The sequence below is a fragment of the Sebaldella termitidis ATCC 33386 genome, assembly GCF_000024405.1.
Taxonomy (GTDB): Bacteria; Fusobacteriota; Fusobacteriia; order Fusobacteriales; family Leptotrichiaceae; genus Sebaldella; species Sebaldella termitidis.
Window position 1 is genome coordinate 2561550 of sequence record NC_013517.1, and the last position, 14561, is coordinate 2576110.

The 14561-nt window shown below is 27.7% G+C and carries 12 protein-coding genes; 3 read left to right on the forward strand and 9 right to left on the reverse strand.

Annotated features, from left to right (window positions below):
* Positions 1-72: 72 nt before the first annotated feature.
* The 9 genes from STERM_RS11825 to STERM_RS11865 all read right to left on the reverse strand — a co-directional run bounded on the left by STERM_RS11825 (position 73) and on the right by STERM_RS11865 (position 12093).
* Positions 73-969 carry a glycosyltransferase family 2 protein gene (locus STERM_RS11825; RefSeq protein WP_012861852.1) on the reverse strand — a complete coding sequence of 299 codons (897 nt, stop codon included), beginning with the start codon at positions 967-969 and terminating at the stop codon, positions 73-75.
* 269 nt (positions 970-1238) lie between these two features.
* Positions 1239-1820 carry a D-sedoheptulose 7-phosphate isomerase gene (gene gmhA / locus STERM_RS11830; RefSeq protein ID WP_012861853.1) on the reverse strand — a complete coding sequence of 194 codons (582 nt, stop codon included), beginning with the start codon at positions 1818-1820 and terminating at the stop codon, positions 1239-1241.
* A gap of 22 nt (positions 1821-1842) precedes the next feature.
* On the reverse strand, positions 1843-2823 hold the full coding sequence (rfaE1, locus tag STERM_RS11835; RefSeq protein WP_012861854.1) for a D-glycero-beta-D-manno-heptose-7-phosphate kinase: 981 nt from the start codon (positions 2821-2823) through the stop codon (positions 1843-1845).
* Between the two features lie 27 nt (positions 2824-2850).
* Positions 2851-6855: a glycosyltransferase gene (locus STERM_RS21285; RefSeq protein ID WP_012861855.1), complete on the reverse strand. Its 4005-nt coding sequence runs from the start codon at positions 6853-6855 to the stop codon at positions 2851-2853.
* Between the two features lie 3 nt (positions 6856-6858).
* Positions 6859-8106, reverse strand: coding sequence for an ABC transporter ATP-binding protein (locus STERM_RS11845; protein ID WP_012861856.1), 1248 nt, complete (start codon positions 8104-8106; stop codon positions 6859-6861).
* Positions 8107-8185: 79 nt separating this feature from the next.
* The gene (locus STERM_RS11850) at positions 8186-9004 is read right to left on the reverse strand and encodes an ABC transporter permease (protein WP_012861857.1); all 819 of its coding nucleotides are present in this window, start codon (positions 9002-9004) and stop codon (positions 8186-8188) included.
* Between the two features lie 24 nt (positions 9005-9028).
* Complete coding sequence (rfbA, locus tag STERM_RS11855; RefSeq protein ID WP_012861858.1) at positions 9029-9901, reverse strand: glucose-1-phosphate thymidylyltransferase RfbA; 873 nt, start codon at positions 9899-9901, stop codon at positions 9029-9031.
* A gap of 3 nt (positions 9902-9904) precedes the next feature.
* A complete protein-coding gene (locus STERM_RS11860) occupies positions 9905-10729 on the reverse strand; it encodes a glycosyltransferase (protein WP_012861859.1) in 825 nt (274 codons plus the stop codon).
* Between the two features lie 80 nt (positions 10730-10809).
* A complete protein-coding gene (locus tag STERM_RS11865) occupies positions 10810-12093 on the reverse strand; it encodes an exopolysaccharide biosynthesis polyprenyl glycosylphosphotransferase (RefSeq protein ID WP_012861860.1) in 1284 nt (427 codons plus the stop codon).
* Positions 12094-12406: 313 nt separating this feature from the next.
* Between STERM_RS11865 and STERM_RS11870 the strand changes: the two genes are divergently transcribed.
* From STERM_RS11870 to STERM_RS11880, 3 genes are all read left to right on the forward strand, one after another.
* Entirely contained in the window at positions 12407-13036 is a 630-nt protein-coding gene (locus tag STERM_RS11870) for a lipopolysaccharide biosynthesis protein (protein ID WP_169305404.1), read from the forward strand.
* 101 nt (positions 13037-13137) lie between these two features.
* Complete coding sequence (locus STERM_RS11875; RefSeq protein ID WP_012861862.1) at positions 13138-13842, forward strand: queuosine precursor transporter; 705 nt, start codon at positions 13138-13140, stop codon at positions 13840-13842.
* Positions 13843-13850: 8 nt separating this feature from the next.
* A complete protein-coding gene (locus tag STERM_RS11880) occupies positions 13851-14546 on the forward strand; it encodes a radical SAM protein (RefSeq protein ID WP_012861863.1) in 696 nt (231 codons plus the stop codon).
* The last annotated feature ends 15 nt before the right edge of the window (positions 14547-14561 follow it).

The following is a 14561-nucleotide window of genomic DNA, read 5'->3' on the forward strand; positions in this document are numbered from 1 at the left end:
AAATTATTGAATATTTATAAAAATATCCTAATTTATTTTTTAAAATTCCTTTATCAATTTTTATTTTGACATTTATCCTTTAAACATTAAAAAAATCTGTTTTTTTATATTCATATATATATTATTCTTATGTAACAAATAAAATCTGATAAACCTGCTTTTTTTAGTATTTGTAATAAGAAAATATGTTTCTAATAATTTCTTTTTTTCTTTTTCAATCTCATCTCCATATTTTAAATATAGTTTATACAATAAATTTCTATCCCGTATTTCAAAATATCTTTTGTTTAATATTTTTTTTATTATATTTGATTTAGTACCTATTTGATTATTATTATGCTGGCGATAATACATTAAGGATTCATCCAAAAAATATCTTTTTCCTAATAGCTCTGCTAACAGATGTAAATATCTGTCATGCAGATAAACCTCATCCAAAAATGGGATACATATTTCCTTCATTTTGTTATTTATAATTATAGAAGCTCCTTGTACAATAAAAGAAAATAAAAACGTATTAGCTTTATTTTCTATAGATTTAATGAATTTTTTTTTAATTATTTTCAATCTATAATTGCATACACTTGAATTGCAATGTACTAATAGTGGAATTTCTTTATTTTCTTTAATAATTACATTATAAAGTTTTTCAATTTTTGTTTTATCCCAAAAATCATCTTGATCAGCAAACATTATATAATCAGCCTTAGAATGTTTTAATAACTGTTCAAAATTTTTGACAAACCCTAAATTTTTTTTATTATCTTCTATCAATCTAATTCTATTATCCAATTTCAAGTACTCATCTATTATCGTTCTCGTCTGATCGTTTGAACAGTCATCTCTTATTATAAGTTGCCAATTTTGATAAGTCTGACCGATTATTGAATCAATTTGTTCCTTTATATATTTTTCTCCATTATATGTTGCCATTAATATATCTATTTTTTTATCATCTGTATTTAGCATTTTAGACCTTCTATATTTTTATAATTAAAATTTTACAACATTAAAATCAATATTTTTTTATATTTTAAAAAAATGAAATAAAATTATAATTCAGAGTAATTCTATTTTGATGCTTTATTGCCTGAATTCTTATCTTCAAATAAAAAAAATGTTACAGTAATTTATGTACAAATTCCAAAATATAAAATATTTTTACTTGTTAATTATATTATTTCCCAGTCCCCCCTTTAGTTTTTGAGAAATGTCATTCTATTACTTTTTTTTATTTTTTAATAATTTTCAGGAAATAAAACTCTCTCTACACCTTCAATTATAATATGTAAAATAATCATATGTACTTCCTGAATTCTGTCAGAAGTTTCACCAGGAATTATAAATTCATAATCGCACATCCCTTTTAGTTCCCCGCCATCTTTACCTAATAAAGCAACTGTTTTCAACTGTTTATTTTTAGCAACTTTAACTGCCTCAATTATATTTTTAGAATTTCCAGAAGTTGAAATACCAAAGAAAAAATCACCACTTTCACCAAAAGCTTCTATCCCTTTAGAAAATATAAAGTCAAAACCATAATCATTAGCAACACATGTTATATGTGATGAATCACTTATACTTAATGAAGGCAGCGCTTTTCTCTCTTTTCTAAATCTTCCGGTAAATTCCTCGGCAAAATGCATTGCATCACAATTACTTCCTCCATTACCTGCTATAAGTGATTTCTTTCCTTTATTGTACGCCTCTGCAAGCTCTTTTGATATCTGAGCAGTTTTTAAAATGTTTTCCTCATTTTCAACAAAGTTTTTTATTGTTTCATACGCAGTAAGAAACGAGTTTTTTATCTCTCTTTCCATATTCCACACCTTTCTATAATTTTTACATATCTTCATAAAATTTAATTATTTCTTCTTTTGTAGTAGTTGCCGTTCCTATTTTCCCTACAACTATCCCAGCTGCTATATTTCCAATTTTAGCTGCTTCAAGACTTGTTGCTCCAGCTGCAAGTGCAAGTGTGAATACTGAAATTAATGTATCTCCGGCTCCTGTTACATCATAGACTTCCTTTGCCATTGTCGATACTTTATTATAATTTTCACTGCAAATAGAGACTCCTTCTTCGCTTCTTGTTAATAATAAATATTTCAAATCCAAGTCTTCTTTTATTTTCATTGCTTTATTTTCTATATCAGATTCGTCAGTAAAACTGTTTAATCCCAGATATTCTAGTATTTCTTTTTTATTAGGAGTGATTGCAGTTGCACCAACATAATTAATAAAATTTTTAGGCTTCGGATCTACAGTAATAATTTTATTATTTTTTCTGGCTATCTCTATGATCTTTTTTGATACATATTCTGATAGTACTCCCTTGTTATAATCTGACAGTATAATAGCCTCTATGTTTTTTATGTTTTTTTCCAGTCTATCAATTATGTCTTTCTGTATTCTTTCATTAATAACTTCATTTTTCTCCCAGTCTATTCTGAGTAATTGATTATTATGGGCTAAAATTCTGGTTTTTATTATTGTTGGTCTTTCACTGTCTATCACAAGACCCGAAACTTCTATTCCTGTCTCTTCCAATTTTTTTATTAATTTCTGTCCATTCTCATCATCACCTATAACACCATATGTGATAACCTGACTATTTAAATTTCTCAGGTTATTTGAAACATTGGCTGCTCCTCCTAGAACAAACCTTTCTTTATTGACATTTACCACTGGTACAGGTGCCTCTGGTGATATTCTTGTTACATCTCCCAATAAATATGAATCAATCATCATATCACCAACAACTGCTATTTTTAAATTTTTAAATTTTTCTATAAGCTCTACGACTCTTTCTACTTTTAACATTTCACTCCTTAATGATCATTAATATACCTAACCAATTACTCCTTTTATTTTTTGTTCATTAAGCTCATAACCAATACAAGATTTATGACTATACTTGCATTTTAATGAATGGCAGGGTGAACAATCTACTATTGTATCTAAAATTATATTTTTTTCATTTTGATTAGTTAAAAATTTCTTTATATTAACATCTCTGGCTCTTGTTGACCCATATAAGGTAATCTGTTTTATTCCAAGAATAGCACCTAAATGCGACGTCCATGAATCTATGCCTATTAATGCTTCCGATTGTTCAAATATAGATCTCCATTGACTCAGGGAATAATTTTCCAATATCCATCCATCTAATTTTTCTACTTTTTTATCATTTTTTCCACCGATTTGGATTAACTTTACATTCTCTTTCTTACATATCTCAATCAGTTTATGTATCATTTTACTAGGAATACTCTTTAAATTCCAGCCACCAAACGGATGTAACAATACTATCTTCCCATCTCCAAACTTTTCTAGTATCTCCTTTGCTTTTCTGACCACTTCATCATCTACAGATGGCTTCAATGGTTCTATCTTTGTATCAATAGATATTTCTAATTCATTTAACATATGTTCTACTATGTTTAACCCCATAAAATCAAAATCCATTTTTGGATGACTTCTTGCTATTTTCCCAGAAAAATCTTTTCTTTTTTCTACAAAGTTTACTGCTTTTTCAAAATAATTCATTGTTTCATGAGCTTGTGGTATACCTATCGGTATTTCCAATACTTCAAAATTTGGTGAAAAATCTCTTACCCAGTCTACAAGTTTTTCAGATACATGAAATCTTACTTTTTTTCCAATTGAAACACAATAATTAGCAACTTGTATACCTATTAGTACATCACCTCTATGAAATGGACATACAAATTCTATATAATCTCTCCATGGCTTAGTTTTTCTTGGTGAGAAAGAATACGTTACATCCTCATTTTCCAATGATAAATTAACACTGTAATACGGATCATATTTTAATTTTTCCCCATATCGGCTTATCATTTCTCTTCTTTCGTTCCTGTTCAATTCTTTCTTATACTTACTTTCGTCCTTACCGCGACTTATAGATTCTAAGTGATATAACTCAACTTCCGGATTAAATATTATTTTATAACCTTTATCTCTAACTTTTAAACAAAGATCCACATCATTATAACTTACTTTCAATTTTTCCTCGTCAAAACCATTTACTTCTTCAAATATCTTTTTTGATATCGCAAGACATGCTCCTGTTACCGCAGAGACATTATGTATTAGACCTAATCTTCCAAAATATCCAGGTGAGTTTTTAGGTAAATGTTTATGAATATGTCCAGCAACACCATAAACTCCTGTAACACATCCAGCATGTTGTATTGTATTATTGCTATAATATAATTTAGCACCCACTATTCCGACATTTTCTTCTGAAAAAGTGGAAATCATTTCTTTAAGCCAGTCATTCTTTATAATCTCTAAATCATTATTCATAAAGACTAAATACTCACCTTTAGCCTCTTTTACTGCCAAATTATTTAATTTAGAATAGTTAAATTCTCCTTCTACCTTTAATATTTTTATTCTGGAATCTGCTGATATTTTATCAAAATACTCTAAAGTTTTCTTTTCTTTACTATCATTATCTACAATAATAACTTCAAAGTCATCATAATCTGTATTTTTTTGTAATCCGTCCACACAATTTTTTAGTATTTCTACTCTGTCTCTTGTTGGAATTATCAGTGATACTTTAGGTAAAATAGTTTTTTGTTGTCTTTTTATTTTCCAGCAACCCGGAAAATTATCTACCGGAAGAATACGAACATCTTCTTTTAATATTTCATAATGTTCTTTCAGTGCTTTATATGCTGAATCATCTGAAATATTATGATTATCTGTAGAAAAAGTATGATTTCCTTTAAAAATTCTCCAATGGTATAAGACATGAGGTATATGTGAAATTCTGTCAGAAGAAATTTCTCTTAAAAACCTAAGTAATATATCATAATCCTGACTACCCTCAAAACCTTTTCTAAATCCGCCAATTTTTTTCAAAATTGAAGTTCTGTAGATTCCCAGGTGAGCAACAAAATTTTGTGAATTTATTAAGGTTTCATTCCATTCCATCTTGAAGTAAGGATCATATCTTATATTTTCTCCATCTATTTTATCTTCATCAGTATAAATTAGATCTACCAATCCCTTTTTTCTATTTATTTCCCACACAACCATATATAATGCATGTTTAGGAATTAAATCATCATGGTCCATTAACGCTGTAAATTCTCCAGTTACTAATTCCAGTGCCGAATTACTTGCAAGAGAAATATGACCATTTTCTTTCCTATATATAACTTTTATTCTGCTGTCTTTATTTTCATATTCTTTAAGTATTTCTCTTACTTCTTCGTTAGGCGAATTATCATCTGCTATACATAATTCCCAATTGTCATAAGTTTGTTCAATTACTGAATCTAGTGCTTGTTTCAAAAAATGTATATCTGTATTATATACCGGCATTAACACAGAAATTAAAGGTTTATACTGAAAATTTTCTATACTCTCTTTCATTTCAAATATATCTTCAATAGATAATTCATCATAAAGCTCAACCCATTTCTGATACATATCTTCATTATTAGTAATTTTAGGATTAATTGAAAAAACTATTTTTTCCTTTACTCCTGATATTCCATAATATTTATAAGTTTCAAAACCTTTTTTTATAATATAACTAAATTTTATGTCTTTGCTTTTAGCTGTTTTATATGCTGTTTTTACTATACGAAGTCTTCTATAATTTCTCACTAAAAAAGTATCAGGAGCTCCAAGTCTCCCTTCATGTTTTCCATGACTCATGTAATGCTCATAAGGATCCCCACCACTTTCAAAAACATCCGGATTATTTTTCAAATACCAGTTCTTTTTAAATCTTTCTTTATTTCCTCTGATACCTTTACCGTGTATTATATTTTCAAGAGCTCTGACTCCCCGGCTGAACTTCCATGATCTTGATAAGTATACCCTATTTAGTTGATTCCTCAGTTCTTCATTTTCTCTGTTAATTTTTTTGAAATCATCTTTTATAATTTCTAAATCATTTAATTTTTTAGTTAAAATCTTTAATTTTTTAGTTAAAATCTTTAATTCTTTTTTTATAAGATTTTTTTCTTCACTTTGTGAATTAACATCAGATTCCAGTCTTTGTCTAAGACTTTGTAATTCTTCTAAAGTTCTTTCGTCTCCTCTTATTCTTTTTTCCAAACTTTTTGCATATTCTACTTCCTGCTTTAGATTTTCTTCAAGTATCTCCCTTTCTGCTACTATTCTTAAATCATTCGCAAGTTTTTCAAAAAAAGAATTAAATAATTTAAATTTTTCATTTTCTCCGTTATTTTCACAAAGTTCAAGCAAATATTCATTTCTATTTTCACCAACTAATAAAACTCCTAAACCATGCCAAAATTTAAATTCAAATCCCGGATATTTTTTTAATATTTCTTCCCAAAATTTATAAACTCCAAAATCTTTTTTTTTCTCAAATGTGTCATGGAAAATAACAACTCCCCTATCTGACAGCTTTGGAAACCACACTTCAAAATCATGTTTTACAGCTTCATATGTATGAAGTCCGTCTATATGTAATAAATCTACTGAACCATTTTCAAAGCTTTCAGCAGCTTCATCAAATGTCATTTTTTTTAAAAAAGTAAACTCTGGATAATTTTCATCAATATAATCTTTTAATTCAATATATATCTCATCGCCATAATAACCGGCCTGATGGTCACCACTCCAAGTATCCACCGCATACGCTTTCGTCTGCAAATTATTCTCCAGAATAGATTGACTAAAAGTTAAAAATGACATTCCTTTATGAGTCCCCAATTCAACAAATACTTTTGGATTTAATTCTGTTATTAACCAAGAACCAAAGGGCACATGACCTATCCATGAACTTCCTCTAAAATCTAATTTTTTAGGCTTTATAAAAGCTGAAGTATTTTTTATTTCCATTTATTAATCTCCTAACGAATTTCCTAGTCTACTATCTTCAGACCATTTATGCGGTATCATAAATGTTCCTTCACCATCATAGTTACTCTCTATCATAAATTCCTTCACTTTTGAGATATATTGAATTGGAACTGTTGCTGTTGATTCAAACAATGCACAATCAAAATAGTACATCCCTCCAAATACTAATACTCCCATCTCATATGTTAAATAATATTTATTTTCCCCTTTTTTCCAAGGAATTTCTTTTTTATCCAACAATGTATTTAAACCACATATATATTTATTATCTATGCTCTTTATTGCGACTCCTAAAACCGGATCTTCTATATCTTCATCGTATACTTCATATGTGACTTCTACTTTTAGAACATCGTATTTTCTAAATTTTTCTTTTTCAATTCCATCAATGCTAAGCATTTTAAAACTTTTTATCTCCGCTATATTTCTGACATTAATTTCCTCTATATTTTTTTCAATTTCTTCTTGAGTTTCCATTCCTTGAGTAGCCTCTTCAAATTTCAAAAAGTCTAAATATCTGTCTGTTACATAGTTAATATCTCCGTCCAACTCTACCTTTCCATCTTTTAGCCATACTGCCCTAGTACAAAAACGTTTTATCGTATTTATATCATGCGAAACAAACAGTATAGTTACCCCTTTTTTCATCATTTCTTTCATTTTAGTTATACATTTCATTTGAAATCTCATATCACCAACAGCTAGTATTTCATCAACTATCAATATATCCGGATTAACATTAATCGAACACGAGAAAGCCAGACGAGCAAACATTCCGCTTGAATACACTTTTACAGGCTGTTCAATAAAATCCCCTATATCTGCAAATTTTATAATATCCGATATTTTATTATTCATTTCTTCTTTAGAGTATCCCATTAATGTTCCATATAAATATATATTTTCACGTCCTGTATATTCCGGATTAAAACCTGCTCCAAGCTCTATCAAAGCTGATATTTTCCCTTCTATATCCAAAGTTCCTGAACTTTGAGTCAATACTCCAGTTATCACTTTTAGTAATGTAGATTTCCCAGCGCCGTTTTTACCCAATAATCCGACAATTTCTCCTTTTCTAACAGATAAATTTATATTATTTAATGCATAAAAATCTTTATGATATTTCTTTTTTTTTAAAAAAAAATTAAGTGCTTCCTTTAATCTATCCTTTTTATTATCATATAATTTATAAATTTTATTGAGCTCTTTCACTTCTATAATATTACTCATTTTTAGTTATGGTGTTCTAAAATTACCACCACAGTCTCCTTCCCTAATTTATCCTTCTATCCTATAGTATTTTTCAAAACTACAACACGTCATTAAAATGTGGTTTTAACTTTCTAAATATTATAGCTCCTGATATAAAGATTATTGAACTTATAAAAAAGAAGACTAATGTCCAATTAGGTTTTTCCCAAAACCATATTTTATAAATAAAACTATCCCTATATCCTTGTATTATATAAAAAATTGGATTAATTTTAAAAATCCACACCATTTTTTCAGGTATCATTTTAAAAGACCAAAATATTGGAGTTATCCAAAATCCAAGCTGTAATATAACTGCTATAATTTCGCCAACATCTGGAAGAAAAACTTTTATTCCACCAAATAGCCATGAAAGCCCTATTAATAAATAGCATGTACAAAACAAATAATAAATTATCTGCAAGACATGAAAATCTATATTAAAACCACTGACTAATGACACTATAAAAATTATAAAAATGAAAAATATATGTGTGAAAATACCTGATATTATTTTTATAAAAGGAAGTATTTCTGCTTTAAAAGTCATCTGTCTCAGCATATAACTATACTCAAATAATACATTTGTTCCAGTTGGAAAAACCTCTGAAAAAAAATACCACGGAACCAGTCCACATATAAGCCAAAGAATAAAAGGAATTCCAGGTTCTGTATCACCTGTTCTAAAACCAACAGAAAATACAAACCACATTACACCTATATTTATCATTGGTTGGATATAGGACCAAAATAATCCTAAATAAGATTTAGAATATCTTTGTTTAAAATCATTTATTCCTAATAGTAATATCAATTTTTTTTGAACCCAAATATATTTAAAAAATTCATATATAGTAGCCTTTTGTTTATTTATCATTTTAAATTCCATCCTAATTTTAGTTTATTTATAATTCTGTGAAAGATTTTTTAGATATTTCCCATAATTTGTTTTTAACAAAGGTTTAGCTAATTCCAAAACTTCTTTTTTAGTTATCCATTTATTTGTAAATGCTATTTCTTCAATACATGCTATATAAAATCCCTGTCTTTTTTGGATTGTTTCTATAAATGTCGCTGCTTCCAGCAATGATTCATGTGTACCAGTATCCAGCCATGCTGTCCCTCTCCCTAAATTTGTTACTGTTAATTTATTTTCATATAAATACATTTCGTTAATACTCGTTATTTCCAATTCACCTCTTTCAGAAGGCTTTACTTTTTTAGCTTTCTCTATTACTGTATTATCATAAAAATATAGACCCGGTATAGCAAAATTAGATTTTGGATTTTTTGGTTTTTCCTCTAAAGAAATAGCATTTCCTGCTTCATCAAATTCTACTACTCCAAAAGCTTCAGGGTTTTTTACCGGATATCCAAAAATTTTAGCTCCTGATTTCAATTTTGCTGCTTTTTTTACCATTTCTGACAGACCATGTCCATAAAATATATTATCCCCTAATATTAATGCTACATTATCATCTCCAATAAATTTCTCTCCTATTAAAAATGCTTCTGCTAATCCATTAGGACTCTCTTGAACTTGGTAAGAGAACCTCATACCAAACTGGCCCCCATCACCTAACAAAGCTTCAAAAAAAGGTAAATCTCTTTTTGTTGATATAATCAAAATATCTTTTATTTCAGCTAGCATTAACACTGATAACGGATAATATATCATTGGTTTGTCATAAATTGGCATTATTTGTTTTGATATTACTTTAGTTAATGGATACAGTCTTGTTCCTGAACCACCTGCTAATATTATTCCTTTCATAAATTATACATTCCCTTTCTTATAACTTTTTATAATTTTTTTATTAATTTCTTTTCTCTCTTTATCTGAAAACCAGTTCCATTTATTAAAATATTTTATTGCAGATAATATGTGAATAAAGACCATTTTTAAACTTCTGTATGATTCTTTATTATGTTTGTGTATAACGCTAATTTCCGGATAAAAATAATTCCCGTGTTTGTACATACGTCTGCTTAAATCTACATCTTCCATATACATGAAAAAAATAGAGTCAAAGCCGTTTTCTTTAATCAATTTCCCATAGTCACAAAGCATAAAACTTCCTGATAAAACAGGAACTATCATCTCTTTTTCATAATTTGTAAATCTTAGTTCGTACTCATAATCCATTTTTTGAGCTAAAGGGGTATTCCCTAAAAACCTTCTTACAAATAAATTAAAAGGATTTGGAAATAATTTACATACATATTGTAATTCTCCATCTGGAAAAATTATTTTAGGCATAATTATACCAAATTCTGATATTTTATCCGCATAGTTTAATAATTTTACTAAATCTTCAAATTTGATAAAAATATCTGGATTCATTATTAAAAAATACTTTGCTTGCCCTTCATACTTCTTTATTACTAAGTTATTTCCATGACCATACCCTTTATTTTCAGATATTATGTATTCAATCTCATTATTTATTAATAGTAAGTTATCTTTCAAATACCCAGTATTTGAATTATCTACTATAACTAATTTTTGGTTAATATTTTCTTTATAGAACTCCTTCACCATATCTTTTATTTCTTCAAAAGAATTATTATAAACCACGATACATGCAATTATTTTAAACATTTATTATCTCCCAACAAATATCATTTATTATATCATTATAGAAAAATAATTTCAATATTTAAAGAAAAAGTAAGCATATTTTACATTCCTTTCGCAAATATTACGATTTTTATCGTCCTAAAAATTATCTTTAAATCCATCATTACATCCTGATGCTTCATATAATACAAATCATACTCCAGCTTTCTATATGCATCCTCTGTAGAAATTCCATAAGGGTACATTACCTGAGCCCATCCGGTAACTCCTGGTTTAATTAAATGACGTAAATTATAATAAGGAATGTTTTTCATATATCCATAACATAATTCATTCCATTCAGGTCTCGGACCAACAAAGCTCATATCTCCCTTTAATATACATATTAATTGTGGAAGCTCATCAATTCTTGTTTTTCTTATAAATTTTCCAAATCTAGTTACACGAGGATCATTCTCATCCGCATATTTCGAGAATTCATTTTGATCATGAATTTTCATTGACCTGAATTTAATAATTTCAAATTCCATATTTTTTAAACCCAAACGTTTTTGCCTAAAAAAAACAGGCCCCTTTGATGACATTTTAATTATAATTCCTGTTATGAGTATTATAGGAAAAGTGACAATTAACAAAACAACTGAAAATATTATATCCGATAATCTCTTTATTTTTTGCTGAGTTGTATTATGAAGAATTTCAAATCCCATTGATTCTAAAAGCCATTTTTTATCTATATATGTGATGTCAATTTTTTGCTCGATCTGCTCATTAAACTCTTTATAAGTAATCATATCAATTCCGTTGACTTTAAAATTAATTAGTGTGTCTAATTCATACTCATCTAATTCATCAATTGTAATAATAATTTTATCAATATTATTTTCTTTAATGATTCTTTCTAAGTCTTCTATAGTACCTAAATACTGACTTTCTTCTATCTTAGCATTTGAAATAAACCCAACATATTCATATTGAATATTAGCTATTAGCGAGCGAATTATCTGCGAATTATTTTTTGTTTGTCCGTATATTACAACTTTGTATCTTTTTACGACAAACTGCTGAATTATCCATTTCAAGGAAATCTGTGCAAGAAATAAAATTCCGAACGTTATAAACATTCCTACTGTTCTTACCAATGAGTAAAACATTCCGGCAAAAAAGGCATCTATCACAAAAAAATATATAATATGTCTTATTCTGAATTTTTGTTCCGTAAAATCTAATAAATCAAATATGTATGCTACAATGAACATTGATATAAATATTAACTTCGCTGTAAAACTTGTTCCAAATACAAAGGTATCCAGACAATATTTATAAACTATATATAATATCCATATATACACTACTCTAATCATTACATTTGAATAACTTTTCATTTATATATGCTCCCTAATTTCAAAAAATTTTCTCATATATTGTAACATTAAAAATATATATTTTCAATTTTATTGATAATAATTTTATTCTAAAACAGAGTTTATCTGTTAAAAACTCTGAATATCTCATATTATTACTTGTATTCCTGCCTTTTTTTTGCTAAAATACCTTATCATATAATTTTTCCAAAAGGAGTGACAAAACATGAATGACAGTTTGGATTTTTTGACGGTCATCAAAATATTATATAGAAATAAGCTACTTATCCTTATCATTGCTGTTGCTGCAGTTATTTGTACCTTAGCTTACCTCATGATGAAAAAGGATTTTAAAACTACACTGAATTTATACAGTAATGACAGAGTTCTGAAAGAAATAAACGAACCGCCTGTTTTTTCACTAAATTCTTTTGAATTTTATAAATACCTGAAAGATAATTCAAAAAAATTATCAGTATTAAATATAGATGACGATAATTTTTATTCAAGTATCTCAAAAAAAATTACTCTTGAAAGCGATAATAACAGTCCGAATGTAAAAATTCAGTTTAATACTGAAGTTAAAAATGATGGTAAAGAATTCGCAAGAGAATTTACAGATCTGGCAAATAAATATCTTTATGATAAAAAAAATATATATCTTTCAAGCCAGATCAAGGCACTTGACGAACAGTTTTTATATTTGAAGCAAAATATTGATCTTTCTCAAACAAAGGATCCACTTATTGATTCTACAATATCAAAACTGTCATATTACAGACTTCTTGACAAGGACAAGACTCCTCTGCTAAAATTGATTGATTACCAGACAAAAGCTTCAAAAAATAAAAAGTTAATTTTAGTTTTGTCATTATTTTTAGGTTTTGCTATAGGTATTTTAGCTGCCTTTATCAAAGAATTCCTGAAAACAATAAACTGGAAAGACATTAAAGAAAATCAATAATTAAAATTAAATAATTAATAAAGATGTTTGGGATACCCCATCTATAAAAAAAACCTAGGCATAAGGTTTTTCTTATGCTTTTTATTTTACAGGAGGAAAAAATGCACATTTTATTTTACAATGAAACACTTTGGCTTTTATCAATGCTTATTAATTTTTTACTAATTCTGCTTGCATACAGATTATGGGGGAAAACAGGATTATTCATTTTCATTCCTATATCTACTATACTGGCAAATGTACAGGTAATAAAACAGGTCGATTTATTTGGATTTCACGGAACAATGGGTGATATATTATATTGCGGAATCTTTCTTGTTTCTGATATTCTTTCAGAAAATTATGGAAAAAAAATGGCTCGAAATACTATATATATAGGATTTTTTTCATTGATTTCCACTACGGTAATAATGTTATTATCCTTAAAAATACACCCAAATTCTTATGATACATCACAGTCAAGCCTTGAATTTATATTTGGCTTCCTGCCGCGAATCACTGTAGCCAGCCTTACAGCTTTCCTGATATCACAAACTTATGATGTCTGGGCATATCAGTTTTGGAGGGAAAAATTTCCTGAATTCAAGCATATTTGGATCAGAAATAATTTCAGTACTCTTGCCAGTCAGTTTATTGACGGCATAATATTCACAGTTATTGCATTTTACGGAGTTTTCGAAGTTTCATATATGATAAAAATTTTTATAACCTCATATATTCTCAAAACTATTGTTTCGATATTTGATACTCCGTTTGTATATGCTGCAGCCTTATTAAAAACTAAAAATAAAGTCAAAGAAATTTAGGTGTTATTATGGAAAGATATAATAAAATAACTGATAAAAACCAAAGAGAAATATTATTACTAAAATCATTTGCATGCAGCTACGGAAAATGCGCATTTTGTAATTATATTTTAGATAACTCATATGATGAAAATGAAATAAACCAAATAAACATTGATCTTTTAAATAAAATAACAGGTGAATTCGGATGTCTTGAAATAATAAATTCAGCTTCTGTTTTTGAACTCCCTTTAAGAACCCTTGAATATATTAGAAAAACTGCTGATGAAAAAAATATAAAAATAATATACTTTGAAGTATATTTCTCATATATTAAAAGACTGAATGAAATAATAAATTTCTTTCCAAATCAGGAAATTCGATTTAAAGTAGGGATTGAAACATTTGATAATAACTACCGTACTAAAATTCTAAAGAAAAATTTTCTTTTAAACGATTACACTCAATTATCAAATTTTTACAGCTGCTGTCTCTTAATTTGTACTGAAGGCCAGACAAAAGAACAGATTTCCAATGATATTGAAACAGCTTTAAAATACTTTAAAGAAATTACTATTAACGTATTTATCAATAATAATACTGAAATAACAAGGAACGAGGAACTTGTGAAGTGGTTTTTAACTGAAAAATATCCTCTGCTTCTCAACAAAAAAAATATTGAAATTTTAATTGACAATAAGGATTTAGGAGTATATGTACAGTAAAGTGCTCTTCATAAG